General features: G+C 71.8%; 16 protein-coding genes and 1 tRNA gene. 15 read left to right on the top strand and 2 right to left on the bottom strand.

Features of this window, described 5'->3' with window-relative positions:
* Positions 1 to 47 precede the first annotated feature (47 nt).
* Entirely contained in the window at positions 48 to 692 is a 645-nt protein-coding gene (locus SL103_RS23695) for a DJ-1/PfpI family protein (RefSeq protein ID WP_069570966.1), read from the top strand.
* A gap of 39 nt (positions 693 to 731) precedes the next feature.
* Here SL103_RS23695 and SL103_RS23690 read toward each other — a convergent pair whose 3' ends face one another.
* Complete coding sequence (locus SL103_RS23690) at positions 732 to 1,505, bottom strand: enoyl-CoA hydratase/isomerase family protein (RefSeq protein ID WP_069570965.1); 774 nt, start codon at positions 1,503 to 1,505, stop codon at positions 732 to 734.
* Between the two features lie 54 nt (positions 1,506 to 1,559).
* Between SL103_RS23690 and SL103_RS23685 the strand changes: the two genes are divergently transcribed.
* The 3 genes from SL103_RS23685 (at position 1,560) to SL103_RS23675 (ending at position 4,119) form a co-directional block, all read left to right on the top strand.
* A complete protein-coding gene (locus SL103_RS23685; protein WP_069570964.1) occupies positions 1,560 to 3,203 on the top strand; it encodes an ABC-F family ATP-binding cassette domain-containing protein in 1,644 nt (547 codons plus the stop codon).
* An 83-nt stretch (positions 3,204 to 3,286) separates the two neighbouring features.
* Positions 3,287 to 3,360, top strand: a tRNA-Met gene (locus SL103_RS23680).
* Positions 3,361 to 3,627: 267 nt separating this feature from the next.
* Complete coding sequence (locus tag SL103_RS23675; protein ID WP_069570963.1) at positions 3,628 to 4,119, top strand: ATP-binding protein; 492 nt, start codon at positions 3,628 to 3,630, stop codon at positions 4,117 to 4,119.
* Here the strand turns inward: SL103_RS23675 and idi are convergent.
* On the bottom strand, positions 4,094 to 4,705 hold the full coding sequence (idi, locus tag SL103_RS23670) for an isopentenyl-diphosphate Delta-isomerase (RefSeq protein WP_069570962.1): 612 nt from the start codon (positions 4,703 to 4,705) through the stop codon (positions 4,094 to 4,096). The two genes, SL103_RS23675 and idi, sit on opposite strands and share 26 nt — an antisense overlap.
* 581 nt (positions 4,706 to 5,286) lie before the next feature.
* On the opposite strand from idi, the gene SL103_RS23665 reads away from it, so the two are divergent.
* The 11 genes from SL103_RS23665 (at position 5,287) to SL103_RS23615 (ending at position 17,233) form a co-directional block, all read left to right on the top strand.
* Complete coding sequence (locus tag SL103_RS23665; protein ID WP_069570961.1) at positions 5,287 to 7,092, top strand: DUF5941 domain-containing protein; 1,806 nt, start codon at positions 5,287 to 5,289, stop codon at positions 7,090 to 7,092.
* Positions 7,089 to 7,826 (top strand): sugar phosphate nucleotidyltransferase, encoded by a 738-nt coding sequence (locus tag SL103_RS23660; protein WP_069570960.1) that lies wholly within the window; start codon positions 7,089 to 7,091, stop codon positions 7,824 to 7,826. The genes SL103_RS23665 and SL103_RS23660 overlap by 4 nt, the downstream gene beginning before the upstream one ends.
* On the top strand, positions 7,814 to 8,875 hold the full coding sequence (locus SL103_RS23655; protein WP_069570959.1) for an iron-containing alcohol dehydrogenase family protein: 1,062 nt from the start codon (positions 7,814 to 7,816) through the stop codon (positions 8,873 to 8,875). Before SL103_RS23660 ends, SL103_RS23655 begins: the two co-directional genes overlap by 13 nt.
* Positions 8,853 to 9,632, top strand: a complete 780-nt coding sequence (locus tag SL103_RS23650) for a CDP-alcohol phosphatidyltransferase family protein (protein WP_079145939.1) — start codon at positions 8,853 to 8,855, stop codon at positions 9,630 to 9,632. Before SL103_RS23655 ends, SL103_RS23650 begins: the two co-directional genes overlap by 23 nt.
* A 23-nt stretch (positions 9,633 to 9,655) precedes the next feature.
* Entirely contained in the window at positions 9,656 to 10,537 is an 882-nt protein-coding gene (locus SL103_RS23645; RefSeq protein WP_069570957.1) for a glycosyltransferase family 2 protein, read from the top strand.
* Between the two features lie 77 nt (positions 10,538 to 10,614).
* The gene (locus tag SL103_RS23640) at positions 10,615 to 11,544 is read left to right on the top strand and encodes an ABC transporter permease (protein WP_069570956.1); all 930 of its coding nucleotides are present in this window, start codon (positions 10,615 to 10,617) and stop codon (positions 11,542 to 11,544) included.
* Positions 11,537 to 12,340 (top strand): ABC transporter ATP-binding protein, encoded by an 804-nt coding sequence (locus SL103_RS23635; protein ID WP_069570955.1) that lies wholly within the window; start codon positions 11,537 to 11,539, stop codon positions 12,338 to 12,340. Before SL103_RS23640 ends, SL103_RS23635 begins: the two co-directional genes overlap by 8 nt.
* A 448-nt stretch (positions 12,341 to 12,788) precedes the next feature.
* Positions 12,789 to 13,655, top strand: coding sequence for a squalene synthase HpnC (gene hpnC / locus SL103_RS23630; protein WP_069574052.1), 867 nt, complete (start codon positions 12,789 to 12,791; stop codon positions 13,653 to 13,655).
* Positions 13,652 to 14,605, top strand: coding sequence for a presqualene diphosphate synthase HpnD (gene hpnD / locus SL103_RS23625; RefSeq protein ID WP_099055449.1), 954 nt, complete (start codon positions 13,652 to 13,654; stop codon positions 14,603 to 14,605). The genes hpnC and hpnD overlap by 4 nt, the downstream gene beginning before the upstream one ends.
* Positions 14,606 to 14,705: 100 nt before the next feature.
* Complete coding sequence (gene hpnE / locus SL103_RS23620) at positions 14,706 to 16,115, top strand: hydroxysqualene dehydroxylase HpnE (RefSeq protein ID WP_069570953.1); 1,410 nt, start codon at positions 14,706 to 14,708, stop codon at positions 16,113 to 16,115.
* A complete protein-coding gene (locus tag SL103_RS23615) occupies positions 16,112 to 17,233 on the top strand; it encodes a polyprenyl synthetase family protein (RefSeq protein ID WP_069570952.1) in 1,122 nt (373 codons plus the stop codon). Before hpnE ends, SL103_RS23615 begins: the two co-directional genes overlap by 4 nt.
* Positions 17,234 to 17,293 lie beyond the last annotated feature (60 nt).

The following is a 17,293-nucleotide window of genomic DNA, read 5'->3' as shown; positions in this document are numbered from 1 at the left end:
GGGCTTCCCCTGACCCTTTCCGCGATTCCTCGACACCAGGAGCCGACATGCAGATCGCCATCCTTCTCTACGACCGCTTCACCGCCCTGGACGCCATCGGCCCGTACGAGACCCTGAGCAGGATCCCGGGAGCCGAGACGGTGTTCGTCGGCGAGCGCGCCGGCACCCACCGCAGTGATCTCGGCGCGCTCGGCCTGGTCGCCGACGCCGCGCTCGGTGAGGTCACCGCCCCGGACATCCTCGTCGTGCCCGGCGGCCCGGGGCAGACCGCGCTGATGGCGGACGGCCCGCTGCACGAGTGGATCCGCGCGGTGGACGCCGGCACCACCTGGACCACCTCGGTGTGCACCGGCTCGCTGATCCTCGGCGCCGCCGGCCTGCTCCGGGGGCGCCGGGCGACCTCCCACTGGCTGGCACTGGACCAGCTGCCCGGCCTCGGCGCCGAGCCGACCGGGGAACGGGTGGTCTTCGACGGCAAGTACGTGACGGCGGCCGGCGTCTCGTCCGGCATCGACATGGGCCTGCGGCTGGCCGGCCGGATCGCCGGGGACACCGTGGCCCAGACGATCCAGCTCGGCATCGAGTACGACCCGCAGCCGCCCTACGACGCGGGCGCACCGGAGAAGGCACCGGCCGAGGTCACCGCGCTGCTGCGGGACCGCACCCGGTTCGTGCTGAGCGGCCAGGAGTAGTCCCGGCCGGCCGGGGGCGCCCGCGGCGCCGGTCCCGCGTCAGGGCGCGGGCCAGGTGAAGCGCGGCGCCCGGCGCTCCAGGAAGGCGGCGGCACCCTCCGCGGTGTCGCCGCTCGCGCGCGCCTGCGCGGCCCAGTGGGCACCGCGCTCCTCGGCCTCGGCGGGCGGCACGTCCCAGGTCCCGTTGGCCAGCTCCTTCGCCGCGGTCTGGGTCAGCAGCGACCGGCTCGCCAGTACGACCGAGAACTCCGCCACCCGCTTGGCCAGCTCGCCCTCGGCCAGCACCTCGTCCACCAGCCCGGTCCGCAGCGCCCGCGCGCAGTCGATCAACTCGCCCGAGAACAACAGGTACTTGGCCGTGGCCGGCCCCACCAGCCGGACCAGCCGCCGGGTGGCGGACGCCGGATAGACCACCCCCAGCTTGGCCGGCGTCACGCCGAACAGCGCGCCCTCCTCCGCGAACCGCAGATCGCAGGCGGCCGCCAACTGGGCGCCGCCGCCGACGCAGTAGCCGCGTATCGCCGCCAGCGTCGGCTTGGGGAAGGCCGCCAGCGCCTCCTCGGTCGCCACCGCCAGGCCCTGCGACTCGCCCGCCGCGTCCCCGCGCAGCGAGCCGATGTCCGCACCCGCGCAGAACGTGCCGCCGTCGCCGGTCAGCACCAGCGCCCGTACGGCGCGGTCGCCGGCCAGCCGGTCCAGCAGGGGCGGCAGATCCCGCCACATCCGGACGGTCATCGCATTGCGCTTGCCCGTGTTGCTGATGGTGACGGTCGCTGTGCCGTCGCTGACGTGCGTCGTGAGACCCGGTTCCATGCCCGGATATTAGAGCGACCACCGACGTGCCGGCCGGATACGATCGGCGGCCTGATGTCAGCAACTCTCGTCGCCAAAGACCTCGCCGCCGGCCACGGCGAGCGCGTCCTGTTCTCCGGCCTGGATCTCGTCGTCGCCCCCGGCGATGTGATCGGCCTCGTCGGCGCCAACGGAGCGGGCAAGTCCACCCTGCTGCGCCTGCTGGCCGGCCTGGACACCCCGGAGGAGGGCAAGCTCTCCCTCAGCCCGCCCACCGCCACCGTCGGCCACCTCCCGCAGGAGCCCGACCGCCGCCCCGGGGAGACCGTACGGGCCTTCCTCGCCCGCCGCACCGGCGTGGCCGACGCCCAGCGCGCCCTGGACGCCGCCACCGAGGCGCTGGCCGAGGAGCGCCCCGGCGCCGACGACGCCTACGACACGGCCTTCACGCGCTGGCTCGACCTCGGCGCCGCCGACCTCGACGAGCGCGCCGAGGAGACCGCGGCCCAGCTCGGCCTCTCCATCGGCCTCGACCAGCCGATGACCGCGCTCTCCGGCGGCCAGGCCGCCCGCGCCTCGCTCGCCTCCCTGCTGCTCTCCCGTTACGACGTCTTCCTGCTGGACGAGCCCACCAACGACCTGGACCTGGACGGCCTGCAGCGGCTGGAGGAGTTCGTCACCGGACTGCGCGCCGGCACCGTCCTGGTCAGCCACGACCGCGAGTTCCTGACCCGTACGGTCAACCGCGTCGTCGAGCTCGACCTCGCCCAGCAGCAGGTCAACAGCTACGGCGGCGGCTACGCCTCCTACCTGGAGGAGCGCGAGCGGGCCCGGCGGCACGCACGCGAGCAGTACGAGGAGTACGCCGAGACCAAGGCCGCCCTGGAGACCCGCGCGCACATCCAGCGCAACTGGATGGAGAAGGGCGTCAGGAACGCCCGCCGCAAGGCCACCGACAACGACAAGATCGCCCGCAAGGGCCGGGTGGAGGCCACCGAGAAGCAGGCGGCCAAGGCCAAGCAGACCCAGCGCCTGATCGAGCGGATGGAGGTCGTCGAGGAGCCCCGCAAGGAGTGGGAGCTGCGGATGGAGATCGCCGCCGCGCCGCGCGCCGGCGCGGTCGTGGCCACCCTCCGGGACGCCGGCGTCCGACGCGGTGATTTCACCTTCGGGCCGGTCGACCTGCAGATCGACTGGGCCGACCGGGTCGCCATCACCGGTCCCAACGGCTCCGGCAAGTCCACCCTGCTCGCCGCCCTCCTCGGCCGGCTGCCGCTGGACACCGGGCAGGCCACGCTCGGCCCCGGTGTGGTGGTCGGCGAGGTCGACCAGGCCAGGGGGCTGTTCCTGGGCGACGCGCCCCTGATGGACGCCTTCCGGGCTGCCGTCCCCGACCTCTCGCCGGCCGATGTGCGCACCCTGCTCGCCAAGTTCGGGCTGAAGGCGGCGCATGTGCTGCGCCCGGCGCGCACCCTGTCGCCGGGGGAGCGCACCCGTGCCGCGCTGGCGCTCCTTCAGGGCCGCGGGGTCAACCTGCTGGTCCTGGACGAGCCGACCAACCACCTCGACCTGCCCGCCATCGAGCAGCTGGAGTCCGCGCTCGCGTCGTACCGGGGCACCCTGCTGCTGGTCACGCACGACCGCCGGATGCTCAAGGCGGTGCACACCACGCGCCGGATCGGGGTGGAGGCCGGCAGGATCACCGACCGGGCCGTCTGACCAGGCACGGAGCCTCTCCGTACGCCCGTTGTGATTATCGATTTGGTCCTGAGGTCGCCGACCCGTAAGGTAGGGGCAACCGACGCGGGGTGGAGCAGCTCGGTAGCTCGCTGGGCTCATAACCCAGAGGTCGCAGGTTCAAATCCTGTCCCCGCTACTGATGTGTACAGCAGGTCCGGTGCTCAGGCACCGGGCCTGCTGTGCTGTGTGCGGCTGCTGTGACCGGAAGGCTCCGGTGCGTCCCGATGGCGTGGATCGTACGGTCGCTCTTCCTGGGGGTTCCGTGAAGCAGGAACAAAGAGGACAGGATCGGTCACCTCGCCGATCAAATCACTCCGAATCGGCCACAAGGTGTCGATAGGTGCTGACTTGCGTTCAGCAGGCCGGTACGGACCAACGCATTCTCAACACTCTTCCTGTGAGGATGCCTTCCGGACCCCCCGCAGAACCCCCTGAAGAGCTGACCTCCCCGCTCGCGTACGAAGGCGTCTGGCGGTTCACCGCCCCGGCACTGGAGGCTTCGGTGCCCCAGGCCCGCCACGCGGTCCGGGACCTGCTCGCCGAACAGCGCGTGCCCGTGGCCGCCGAGATCATGGACGGCCTGCTGCTCATCGTCTCCGAACTCGTCACCAACGCCGTCCGGCACGCCGCCCTGCTCTCGCCGCAGATCGCCGTGCAGGTCACCATCGGCGCGAACTGGCTCCGGGTCGCGGTCGAGGACAACCACCCCTACCGCCCCAAGGCGCTGGAGGCGGAGGAGGGGGATGTCGGCGGCCGCGGGCTGTGGCTGGTCAAGACGCTCACGGCCGAGGCGGGCGGCAAATGCGACGTCGAGCACACGGTGAACGGAGGCAAGGCCATCTGGGCCGAACTCCCGCTCACCCCGCTCGCTACCAGCCCGCCGACTGCCCGGTGAGTTCACGCACCGCCGGACGGGCCGCGTCCAGCACGGTCATGAACCACGAGGAGAACGGCGCCGCGGCGTGCCGCTCGGCCAGCTCCTGCGGCGTCACGAACGCGATCTCGCCGACCTCCTCGGGGTCCGGCGCGGGCTCGGTCCGCACCAGCCCCACGAACAGGTGGTTGTACTCCTGCTCCACGAGCCCGGAGTCCGGGTCCGGGTGGTTGTAACGCACCGTGCCCGCCTCGGCCAGCAGCGCGGGGGCGAGCCCCAGCTCCTCCGTGGTGCGGCGGGCCGCGGCGACGAACGGCGCCTCACCGGGGTAGGGGTGACCGCAGCAGGTGTTGGACCACACACCGGGGGAGTGGTACTTCCCCAGCGCCCGGCGCTGGAGCAGCAGCCGGCCCTTCTCGTCGAAGAGGAAGACCGAGAACGCCCGGTGCAGCTGGCCCGGAGGCTGGTGCGCCGCGAGCTTCTCCGCGGTGCCGATCGTCCGACCGTCCTCGTCGACCAGTTCCAGCATGATCGGTTCGGCGGCGCCGCCCGGTGTGGTCACCGCCGCGTTCGCGGTGGTCTGTCCGTTGGCAGGTGTGATCGGCATGCCCATCCTTGTCGTCGGTCTACGACGTCAAGTCTGCCCTAGCCGGGCCCTGATCAGCGGCACAGCGGGTGCGCGGCGCCACACCGCCCGCGCGCCGTACGCCGCGCGCGCCCGTCGGCGAACCGCTGTGCGTCCGCCGTGAAAGGGGCCACATTCGCGCCCGCCGGCCCGTCGGGTGCGGCCGGCGCCGGGTGGCGCGGCCCGCCGGCCGCGGCGGGAGCGATGATCTTTGCCGGGCCCGGGACGGCTGGTGCCGCACCTGCCCCGGCACAACCCGCCCGCCCTGTGACCAGCCCGCTCATAACCGGCACCGGATCGGACGCCGGGCCCCTGGCCAGTTGTTCATGCGCCCCCCGATCCACCATGATGATCGCGGCAGGCGCAGCCGTCGGTCACTCGATCGTGCGGTGAATGTGCGGTGAACGGCCGCATCCGGCGATCCGATAGCCTCTGCCGACGTGCCACCCCAGCCCACCGGGCGCCAGGTGTGCCACGCCCGCTGCCCGGGTAGTTCGTATCGAATGCGGATCGACTGCGAACCGGCCCGTGCTGCCTTGTCAGCATCCAAGGAGTGAGTTCGTCTGTCGACCGCCATCCTCACCGGTTCGCCGGTCGCCGGGTCGCCGCTCGAAGCCGACCTGCGCACGCTGGGCTTTGACGTCCGTACGGCGAACGACCCCGCGTCGGTGGCCGAGCTGATCGCCGGCCTGCCCGCGCAGCAGCGGATCGCCGTCGTCGATCCCCGCTTCGTGGGGCATCTGCACGCGCTCCGGCTCGCGCTGACCGACCCCCGCTTCCCGGCCGCCGCCGTGCCCGGTGCGCTCACCGTCCAGCCCGAGGCGCGACCCGCGCTGGCCCGCGCGGTCGGCCGGATCCCGGTCGGCGCCGGCACCGCCCACCTCACGGACGTGCTGACCGAGACGCTCACCGAGTCCCTGGACCACGACGCCGTCGGCCTGCACCGCGTCGAGCTGGGCAGCCTGGTCGCCACCGTCGCCCTCACGCCCGCCCGGCGCGAGGAGGCACGGGAGGCGGTCGCCGCCGTCGACGACGAGGCGGTACGGCTGCGCACCGCCGTGAAGTCCCGCGACGGGTTCTTCACGACCTTCGGCATCAGCCCGTACTCCCGCTACCTCGCCCGCTGGTGCGCGCGCCGCGGCCTCACCCCCAACCAGGTCACCACGGCCTCGCTGCTCACCGCGCTGATCGCGGCGGGCTGCGCGGCCACCGGCACCCGCGGCGGCTTCGTCGCGGCCGGCCTGCTGCTGCTCTTCTCCTTCGTCCTGGACTGCACCGACGGGCAGCTCGCCCGCTACTCCCTGCAGTACTCGACGCTGGGTGCCTGGCTGGACGCCACCTTCGACCGGGCCAAGGAGTACGCGTACTACGCGGGCCTGGCCCTGGGCGCCGCGCGCGGCGGGGACGACGTATGGGCGCTGGCGCTCGGCGCGATGGTGCTGCAGACCTGCCGCCACGTCGTCGACTTCTCCTTCAACGAGGCGAACCACGACGCCACGGCCAACACCAGCCCGACCGCCGCGCTCTCCGACAAGCTCGACAGCGTCGGCTGGACGGTCTGGGTACGCCGGATGATCGTGCTGCCGATCGGCGAGCGCTGGGCCATGATCGCCGTGCTCACCGCCCTCACCACCCCGCGCATCGTCTTCTACGCCCTGCTCGTCGTCTGTGCGCTGGCCGCCTGCTACACCACCGCGGGACGCGTGCTGCGCTCGCTGACCCGGCGGGCCCGGCGCACCGACCGCGCCGCCCAGGCGCTGGCCGACCTCGCCGACTCGGGGCCGGTCGCCGAGCTGATCGCCCGCGGTACGCGCGGCCGGGGCCGGACCGGTTCCTACCTCGCCCCCGCTATGGCGTTTCTCTCGGCCGCGGTGCTGCTGATCTGGGTGATCTTCGAGGACGACCCCTCGTCCTGGCTCACCGTCGGCGTGGCCGCCGCCTCGGCGCTGCTGGCCGGTGCGGCCGTCTCCCGCCCGCTCAAGGGCGCCCTCGACTGGCTCGTACCGCCGTTCTTCCGGGCCGGCGAGTACGTCACGATCCTGGTGCTGGCCGCCCGCGCGGACGTCCCCGGGGCCCTGCCCGCGGCGTTCGGGCTGGTCGCGGCGGTCGCCTACCATCACTACGACACGGTCTACCGCATCCGCGGTGGCACCGGAGCCCCCCCGCGGTGGCTGGTCCGGGCGACCGGCGGCGCCGAGGGACGGATCCTCGTGGTCACCGTCCTCGCTGCCGCGCTGTCCCCCTCAGGTTTCACAATCGCGCTGACGGCCCTTGCTGTGGTCCTGGCGCTGCTGGTGCTCGCCGAGAGCATCCGCTTCTGGGTGTCCTCCCAAGCACCCGCCGTACACGATGAAGGAGAACCCGCATGATCGGCCTCGTGCTGGCTGCCGGCGCCGGACGGCGTCTGCGCCCCTACACCGACACCCTGCCCAAGGCACTGGTGCCGGTCGACGGGGACACGACCATCCTCGACCTGACCCTCGGCAACTTCGCCGAGATCGGCCTGACCGAGGTCGCGATCATCGTCGGCTACCGCAAGGAGGCCGTGTACGAGCGCAAGGAGGCCCTGGAGCAGAAGTACGGCCTCAAGCTCACCCTGATCGACAACGACAAGGCCGAGGAGTGGAACAACGCCTACTCCCTGTGGTGCGGTCGTGACTCCATCAAGCACACCGTGATCCTCGCCAACGGCGACACCGTGCACCCGGTCTCCGTCGAGAAGACCCTGCTCGCCGCCCGCGGCAACGGCCAGAAGATCATCCTCGCGCTGGACACCGTCAAGCAGCTCGCCGACGAGGAGATGAAGGTCGTCGTGGACCCCGCCAAGGGCGTCCAGAAGATCACGAAGCTGATGGACCCGGCCGAGGCGACCGGTGAGTACATCGGTGTCACCCTCATCGAGGGCGAGGCCGCCGACGAGCTGGCCGACGCCCTGAAGACCACCTTCGAGCGGGACCCCGACCTCTACTACGAGGACGGCTACCAGGAGCTGGTCAACCGCGGCTTCAAGGTGGACGTGGCCCCGATCGGCGACGTCAAGTGGGTCGAGATCGACAACCACGACGACCTGGCGAAGGGCCGTGACATCGCATGCCAGTACTGACCCGCCTCATTCCGTCCCCGGTCGTCGTCGACATCAACGCCGGCGCCCTGGACGACCTGGCGGGCCTGCTGGCCGATCAGCGCATCTCCGCGTCCGGCAAGCTCGCCATCGCGATCAGCGGCGGCTCGGGGGCGCGGCTGCGCGAGCGGCTGTCCCCCGCGCTGCCCGGCGCCGAGTGGTACGAGGTCGGCGGCGGCACGCTGGATGAAGCGATCAAGCTCGCCGACGCCATGAAGAAGGGGCACTACGACGCGGTCGTGGGCCTCGGTGGCGGCAAGATCATCGACTGCGCCAAGTTCGCCGCCGCGCGGATCGGCCTGCCGCTGGTCGCCGTCGCGACGAACCTCTCGCACGACGGCCTGTGCTCGCCGGTCGCCACGCTGGACAACGACGCGGGCCGCGGCTCCTACGGTGTGCCGAACCCGATCGCCGTGGTGATCGACCTCGACATCATCCGTGAGGCCCCGGTCCGGTTCGTCCGCTCCGGTATCGGCGACGCGATCTCCAACATCTCCGCGGTCGCGGACTGGGAGCTCTCGCACCGCGAGACCGGCGAGGCGATCGACGGGCTGGCCGCCGCCATGGCGCGCCAGGCCGGCGAGGCCGTGCTGCGGCACCCCGGAGGGGTCGGCGACGACAACTTCCTCCAGGTGCTCGCCGAGGGCCTGGTCCTCACCGGCATCTCGATGTCGGTGGCCGGCGACAGCCGTCCGGCGTCCGGCGCCTGCCACGAGATCAACCACGCGCTCGACATCCTCTTCCCCAAGCGCGCCGCGAGCCACGGCGAGCAGTGCGGCCTCGCCGCCGCCTTCGCCACGCATCTGCGCGGGGACAAGGAGACCCGGGACCTGATGGTCGAGGTGTTGCGCCGGCACGGGCTGCCGGTCACGCCGGGTGAGATCGGCTTCACGGACGAGGAATTCGTCCAGGCCGTCGAGTACGCACCCAAGACCCGCCCCGGGCGCTACACCATCCTGGAGCACCTCGACCTGTCCACCGACCAGATCAGGGACGCTTACGCCGACTATGCACAAGCCGTCAGTAGCTGAACTCCGCCCGGTCGTGCACCCCGCGGGTGTCAAGGACCGGCGCAGCGGTGAGCACTGGGCCGGCCGGCTCTACATGCGCGAGATCTCCTTGCGCATCGACCGGCACCTGGTGAACACGCGGGTCACGCCCAACCAGCTGACCTACCTGATGACCGTCTTCGGCGTCCTCGCCGCCCCGGCGCTGCTGGTGCCGGGGATCTGGGGCGCCGTGCTCGGCGTGCTGATGGTCCAGCTCTACCTGCTGCTGGACTGCGTCGACGGCGAGATCGCCCGCTGGAAGAAGCAGTTCTCGCTGGGCGGCGTGTACCTGGACCGGGTCGGCGCCTACCTGTGCGACGCCGCGGTCCTGGTCGGTTTCGGCCTGCGCGCCGCCGACCTGTGGGGCGCGGGGCGGATCGACTGGCTGTGGGCGTTCCTCGGCACCCTCGCGGCCCTCGGCGCCATCCTGATCAAGGCCGAGACCGACCTCGTCGGCGTGGCCCGTCACCAGGGCGGGCTGCCGCCGGTCAAGGAGGCGGCGTCCGAGCCGCGCTCGTCCGGTATGGCGCTGGCCCGCAAGGCGGCCGCGGCGCTGAAGTTCCACCGGCTCGTCCTCGGCGTCGAGGCGTCCCTGCTGATCCTGGTCCTGGCGGTCCTGGACACGGTACGGGGCGACCTGTTCTTCTCCCGTCTGGGCGTTGCCGTGCTGGCCGGCATCGCGCTGCTGCAGACGCTGCTCCACCTCGTGTCCATCCTCGCCTCCAGCAGGCTCAAGTGACGGGAGCCGATGTGGGTACGAGCATGCGCGTCGGTGCGGTCGTCCTGACCATGGGCAACCGCCCCGACGAGCTGCGGGCGCTGCTGGACTCGGTCGCCAAGCAGCACGGCGACCCGATCGCGATCGCCGTCGTCGGCAATGGTTCGCCGCTGCCCGAGCTGGCCGTTCCCGGTGTGGACGTGCGGACCGTCGAGCTGCCGGAGAACGTCGGCATCCCGGCGGGCCGCAATGTCGGCATCGAGGCGTTCGGCCCCGGCGGCAGCGAGGTCGACGTCCTGCTGTTCCTGGACGACGACGGGCTGCTGGCCAGGGAGGACACCGCCGAGCTGTGCCGCAAGGCGTTCGCCGAGGACCCCGGGCTCGGGATCATCAGCTTCCGGATCGCCGATCCGGAGACCGGGGAGACCCAGCGCCGGCACGTGCCCAGGCTGCGCGCGTCCGACCCGATGCGCTCCTCGCGGGTGACCACCTTCCTGGGCGGCGCGAACGCGGTCCGTACGAAGGTGTTCGAGGAGGTCGGCGGGCTGCCCGACGATTTCTTCTACGCCCATGAGGAGACCGACCTGGCCTGGCGGGCGCTGGACGCGGGCTGGCTGATCGACTACCGGTCGGACATGGTCCTCTTCCACCCGACGACGGCCCCGGCCCGGCATGCGGTCTACCACCGGATGGTGGCCAGGAACCGCGTCTGGCTGGCCCGCCGCAACCTCCCCGCCCTGCTGGTTCCGGTCTATCTCGGTGTCTGGTTTCTGCTCACCCTCGCCCGCCGGCCGTCGCGACCGGCGCTGCGGGCCTGGCTGGGCGGCTTCAAGGAGGGCTGGGCGACCCCGTGCGGTCCCAGGCGCCCCATGAAGTGGGCTACCGTTTGGCGACTGACCCGACTGGGCCGCCCACCCGTCATCTGACAAGCTCGTATCTGAGAGCATCAGCGCGAACCGGGGCGTGGCCCCGGCAGCGCACCTTGAGGACGAAAGTGTCAACTGTGAGCGAGACCACGCACGACAGTGCGGTCGCCATGAGTGCCCCGCCAGCTTCCGACGAAGGGCTCTCGCCCGCCCAGCGGGCCCAGAAGTACGGGCTCGCGCAGAGCGGGGCCCGGCCCAGCCTCCCGGAGTACGTCCGGCAGCTGTGGCAGCGGCGGCACTTCATCTCCGCCTTCGCCAGCGCGAAGCTGACGGCGCAGTACAGCCAGGCCAAGCTGGGACAGGTCTGGCAGGTGGCCACGCCCCTGCTGAACGCGCTCGTCTACTACTTGATCTTCGGCTTGCTGATCGGTACGCGGAAGGGTGTCCCCGACTTCGTCCCGTTCCTGGTGACCGGCGTCTTCATCTTCACCTTCACCCAGAGTTCGGTGATGGCCGGTACCCGGGCGATCTCCGGCAACCTCGGTCTGGTGCGCGCGCTGCACTTCCCGCGGGCGTGTCTGCCGGTGTCGTTCTGCCTGATGCAGTTGCAGCAGCTGCTGTTCTCGATGGGCGTGCTGGTGCTGATCCTGCTCGGCTTCGGGCAGATGCCGACCTGGTCCTGGCTGCTGGTGCTCCCGGCGCTGGCCCTGCAGTTCGTGTTCAACACCGGCCTGGCGATGGTCATGGCGCGGCTGGGCTCCAAGACCCCGGACCTGGCGCAGCTGATGCCCTTCATCATGCGGACGTGGATGTACGCGTCCGGCGTGATGTTCAGCATCGACCTGATCCTCAAGGGCAAGCACGTCCCGCAGTTCGTCGAGGTCCTGCTCTACGCCAATCCGGCCGCGGTGTACATCGACCTGATGCGTTTCGCGCTGATCGACAGCTTCACGCACAAGCAGCTGCCGCCGCACGTGTGGGCGTTCGCCGGCGGATGGGCGCTGCTGATGGGCGTCGTCGGTTTTGTGTACTTCTGGAAGGCTGAGGAGCGGTACGGACGTGGCTGAGCAGAACAACGGCCTCCAGCCGACCGAGGCGGCGGGGGAGCGTATCCCGACGGTGATCGCGGACGACCTGCACATCGTCTACCGCGTCTACGGCACCGGTGCGGGCCGGGGCAGTGCCACCGCGGCGCTGAACCGGATCATCCGCCGCAAGCCGTCCACCGGTGTGCGCGAGGTGCACGCGGTCAAGGGCGTGTCCTTCACCGCCTACCGCGGCGAGTCCATCGGCCTGATCGGCTCCAACGGCTCGGGCAAGTCCACGCTGCTCAAGGCGGTGGCCGGGCTGCTGCCCGCCGAGCGCGGCAAGGTCTACACCCACGGCCAGCCCTCGCTGCTGGGCGTCAACGCGGCCCTGATGAACGACCTGACCGGCGAGAAGAACGTCGTCCTGGGCGGTCTGGCCATGGGCATGTCGCGTGAGCAGATCCGCGAGCGCTACGACGGCATCGTCGACTTCTCCGGCATCAACGAGAAGGGCGACTTCATCTCGCTGCCGATGCGCACCTACTCCTCCGGCATGGCCGCCCGGCTGCGGTTCTCCATCGCCGCGGCCAAGGACCACGACGTGCTGATGATCGACGAGGCCCTGGCCACCGGCGACCGGGCCTTCCAGAAGCGCTCCGAGGCCCGCATCCGCGAGCTGCGCAAGGAAGCCGGCACGGTCTTCCTGGTCAGCCACAACAACAAGTCCATCCGCGACACCTGCGACCGCGTGCTGTGGCTGGAACGCGGCGAACTGCTGATGGACGGCCCCACCGACGAGGTCATCAAGGCGTACGAGAAGGAGACGGGCAAGTAGCCCCTCCCGCACCCGTAGGCCCCCGCGAGGTGGACTCGCGGGGGCCTTCATGGTGCGGAAGGCTCAACTCCGGCGGTGTCGGGCGTAGTTCACGCCGGGTGGCTGTTGGCCCGATCGTTGCCCCGGGCTTCGGTACCCGCTCGGACGTGGCTGAGATGTACGGCGTAAGCTGTACGGGTACCGAACAGCATAAGTGGTACAAGTCGGGCAATTCTCATCCAAGAGGGTGATGAGAGCTCGATCGGAGCGCGTCGCCGGGCGCGGCGTGTCCGAAATAGGATGTTTTAGCTTGGCGGTGTAGAACGGGAGACGTGACGGCAATGGCTACTGGTTCGCTCCGGCACCGAAATGCGCCGGGCAGCCCCCGGTGAGCCGAGACAACGAGCGGGCGCGTCGCGCCTTCCTCCGAAGGGTGGCGACGGGTGACGGGCGGGACCAGACGCGCACCGTGCTCGACCAGGCCGCACACGAGAACTTCCCGGTCGCGCCGTTCTTCCTGCCCCGCGCGTGGCGGGCCGATCTGATGGCCGTCTACGGCTTCGCCCGGCTCGTCGACGACATCGGCGACGGCGATCTCGCCCCCGGCGGCGGCGATGCCGTACTCCTCGGACTCGACCGCGCCCAGTACGACGACCGCCCGGCGCTGCTCGACGCGCTGGAGGCGGACCTGCGGCGTGTCTTCAGCGACCGCGCCCCGGGCCCCAAGCACCCCCTGATGCGCCGCCTCGGCCCGACCGTCCGCCGCTGCGAGCTGACCCCCGAGCCCTTCCTCGGCCTGATCGAGGCCAACCGCCAGGACCAGCGGATCAGCCGCTACGCCACCTACGACGACCTGGTCGCCTACTGCGAGCTGTCCGCCAACCCCGTCGGCCGGCTCGTCCTCGGCATCACCGGCACCTCGTCGCCCGAGCGCATCCGCCGCTCCGACGCGGTGTGCACCGCGCTGCAGCTCGTCGAACACATCCAGGACGTGGCCGAGGACCTCGGGCGCGACCGGGTCTACCTCCCCGCCGAGGACCTGAAACGCTTCGGCGTCACAGAGGCCGATTTGGCCGCCCCCAGCGGGGGCGCATCGGTGCGCGCACTGATCGCGTTCGAAGCGGAACGCGCCCGTGAGCTGCTGAATGAAGGCACCCCGCTGGTGGGTAGCGTCCACGGCAGGCTCAAGCTGCTGCTGGCCGGTTTCGTGGCCGGCGGCCGTGCCGCACTCCAGGCGGTCGCGGCCGCCGAACACGACGTACTCCCTGGACCGCCCAAGCCGACCAAGCTCAGCCTGCTGCGCGAGGTGGCGGCGACAATGCGAAGAGAGGGGTGAGCCGGACCGTGGAGGCAACCGCACACGCGTCCGCGCCGGTGCTCGCTGCGTATCGCTACTGCGAGGCCGTCACCGGGCAGCAGGCACGCAACTTCGCCTACGGCATCCGGCTGCTGCCGACCGACAAGCGGCAGGCGATGTCGGCGCTCTACGCCTTCTCCCGCCGGGTCGACGACATCGGCGACGGCACGCTGGAGAACGCTGCCAAGCAGCAGCGCCTGGAGGACACCCGGGCGCTGCTGGCACGCATCAAGGACGGCCGGATCGAGGAGGACGACACCGACCCGGTGGCCGTGGCGCTCGCCGATGCCGCCGGCCGCTTCCCGGTGCCGCTCGACGCGCTGGACGAGCTGATCGACGGCGTGCTGGCGGACGTGCGCGGCGAGACCTACGAGACCTGGGACGAGCTCAAGGTCTACTGCCGCTGCGTCGCCGGAGCCATCGGCCGGCTCTCCCTCGGCGTGTTCGGGACCGTCCCCGGCGCGCCGGACGCCGAGCACGCCTCCGAGTACGCCGACACCCTCGGCCTCGCCCTCCAACTCACCAACATCCTCAGGGACGTTCGCGAGGACGCCGGCAACGGCCGGACCTACCTGCCGGCCGAGGACCTCGCCAAGTTCGGCTGCTCGGCGGGGTTCGACCGTGCGGTCCCGCCGCCCGGCTCCGACTTCACCGGCCTGGTGCACCACGAGGTCAAGCGGGCCCGTGCGCTGTTCGCCGAGGGCTTCCGGCTGCTGCCGATGCTCGACCGGCGCAGCGGCGCCTGCGTGGCCGCGATGGCCGGCATCTACCACCGCCTGCTCACCCGGATCGCCGCCGACCCCGAGGCGGTGCTGCGCGGCCGGGTCTCGCTGCCCGGCCGGGAGAAGGCGTTCGTCGCGGTGCGCGGACTGTCCGGCCTCGACGCGCGGGCGATCGGCCGCCGGCAGGCCGTCAGGAGGCGTGGATGATGCGCCGGGCCACGCACGACGGCGGGGACCCCGCGTCACCTCGGCGGGCAACCGTTCCCCGGACCCCTGCGTCCATGCCACACGTACGGGGGGAGAGCACATGACAGCGCACGGCACCGCGGCGGTGGTCGTCGGGGGCGGACTCGCGGGCACGACCGCGGCGCTCGCGCTGGCCGGCGCGGGGCTGCGCGTCACCCTCGTCGAGGGCCGGCCCCGGCTCGGCGGTCTGGTCTTCTCCTTCCGCCGCGACAGCGCCGCCGGCGAGCTGAGCGTCGACAACGGCCAGCACGTGTACCTGCGCTGCTGCACCGCCTACCGCGAACTGCTGGAGCGGCTCGGCGCCGCACACCTGGTGCCGCTGCAGGACCGGATGGACGTACCCGTCCTGGACGCCGACCGGATGCGGCTGGGCCGGCTGCGCCGCACCGCCCTGCCCGTCCCGCTGCACCTCGCCCGGAGCCTCGCGAGCTACCCGCACCTGTCGCCGGCCGAACGGGCCGGAGTCGTGCGGGCCACCCTCGCGCTCAAGGCCCTGGACCCGGCCGACCCGGCCCTGGACGGCGTCGACTTCGGCAGCTGGCTGCGTCGTCACGGCCAGTCCGCCCGCGCGGTCGAGGCCCTGTGGGACCTGGTCGGCATCGCCACCCTCAACGCCCGCGCCGCGGACGCCTCGCTGGGCCTGGCCGCCAAGGTCTTCAAGACCGGCCTGCTGTCCGCCCCCGGCGCCGCCGACATCGGCTGGTCCCGCGTCCCGCTCGGCGACGTCCACGACACCCTCGCGCGCACGGCGCTGGAGAAGGCCGGCGTCCGCATCGCGCTGCGCACCCGCGCCGCGGCCGTCGAGCGTACGGAGGGCGGCTGGCGGGTCGCGGTGGAGAACGGCCCGCACGGCAGCGAGCAACTCGCCGCGGACACCGTCGTCCTCGCCGTACCGCAGCGCGAGGCGCACGCCCTGCTGCCCGACGGCGCGCTGGACGGGCAGGACCGCCTGCTGGACATCGGCACCGCACCGATCCTGAACCTCCACGTCGTCTACGACCGCAAGGTGCTGCGCCGCCCCTTCTTCGCCGCGGTCGGCTCACCCGTCCAATGGGTCTTCGACCGCACCGACGGCTCGGGACTGACGCGCGCCGAGGGCGGCGAGGGCCGCCAGTACCTGGCCGTCTCGCAGTCCGCCGCGCAGGACGAGATCGACCACCCGGTCGGCAAGCTCCGGGCCCGCTACCTGCCCGAGCTGGAGCGACTGCTGCCCGCCGCGCGCGGCGCCCGGATCTGCGACTTCTTCGTCACCCGCGAGCGCACCGCGACCTTCGCGCCCGCACCGGGCGTCGGCAGGCTCCGCCCCGCCGCCCGCACCCAAGCCCCCGGCCTGTTCCTGGCCGGTGCGTGGACCGCCACCGGGTGGCCCGCGACCATGGAAAGCGCTGTTCGCAGCGGCACTGCCGCCGCTCGCGAGGCACTCACCGAACTCGGCTTCCCCCAGGGCCAGTTGCCTCAGGAGGCGGCATGACTACGAGTACGAGCGCTCGCACGAGCACGAGCATCGGAAACAGAGGAGAAACCGTGAATCCGGCTTCCCCAGCTATCGACACCGCGAGCGTCACCGCGCTGCTTGAGCGTGGGCGGACACTCGCCACTCCCGTGCTGCGTGCCGCCGTCAACCGGCTCGCTCCTCCCATGGACACCGTCGCCGCGTACCACTTCGGCTGGATCGACGCCGAAGGCAACCCCAGCTCGGGCGACAGCGGCAAGGCGGTGCGGCCCGCGCTCGCCCTGCTGTCGGCGGAGGCCGCCGGCGCGGCCCCCGAGGTCGGCATCCCCGGCGCGGTCGCCGTCGAGCTGGTGCACAACTTCTCGCTGCTGCACGACGACCTCATGGACGGCGACGAGCAGCGCCGGCACCGCGACACGGTGTGGAAGGTGCACGGCCCCGCGCAGGCCATCCTCGTCGGGGACGCGCTGTTCGCGCTCGCCAACGAAATACTGCTGGAACTGGGCACGGTCGACGCCGGCCGCGCCACCCGCCGGCTCACCCTGGCCACCCGCAAGCTGATCGACGGCCAGGCGCAGGACATCTCCTACGAGCACCGCGAGCGGGTCACCGTCGAGGAGTGCCTGGAGATGGAGGGCAACAAGACCGGCGCGCTGCTGGCCTGCGCCGTCTCCATCGGAGCGGTGCTCGGCGGCGCCGACGACCGCACCGCGGACACCCTGGAGAAGTACGGCTACCACCTCGGGCTCGCCTTCCAGGCCGTCGACGACCTGCTCGGCATCTGGGGCGACCCGGAGGCCACCGGCAAGCAGACCTGGAGCGATCTGCGCCAGCGCAAGAAGTCGCTGCCGGTCGTCGCCGCGCTCGACGCCGGCGGCCCGGCCTCCGAGCGGCTGGCCCGGATCCTGGCCGCCGACGCCAAGAAGAGCGAGACCGAGATCGCCGACTTCACCGAGGAGGAGTTCGCCTCCCGGGCGGCCCTCATCGAGGAGGCCGGCGGCCGTGAGTGGACCTCCCAGGAGGCCCGCCGCCAGCACGCCACCGCCATCGCCGCGCTGGACGAGATCGAGATGCCGGAAAAGGTCCGCGCACAGCTCGTCGCCCTCGCGGACTTCGTCGTCGTACGCGAGAGATGATTCGCCACCGACTCCGAATAGATCGCAGTCGCCGGCCGGTGCCAGCCGGGCATCGGCCGA

Origin of the sequence: Streptomyces lydicus (assembly GCF_001729485.1) — a bacterium.
Classification (GTDB): Bacteria; Actinomycetota; Actinomycetes; order Streptomycetales; family Streptomycetaceae; genus Streptomyces; species Streptomyces lydicus_D.
This window is presented reverse-complemented; position numbering and strand designations above follow the sequence as displayed.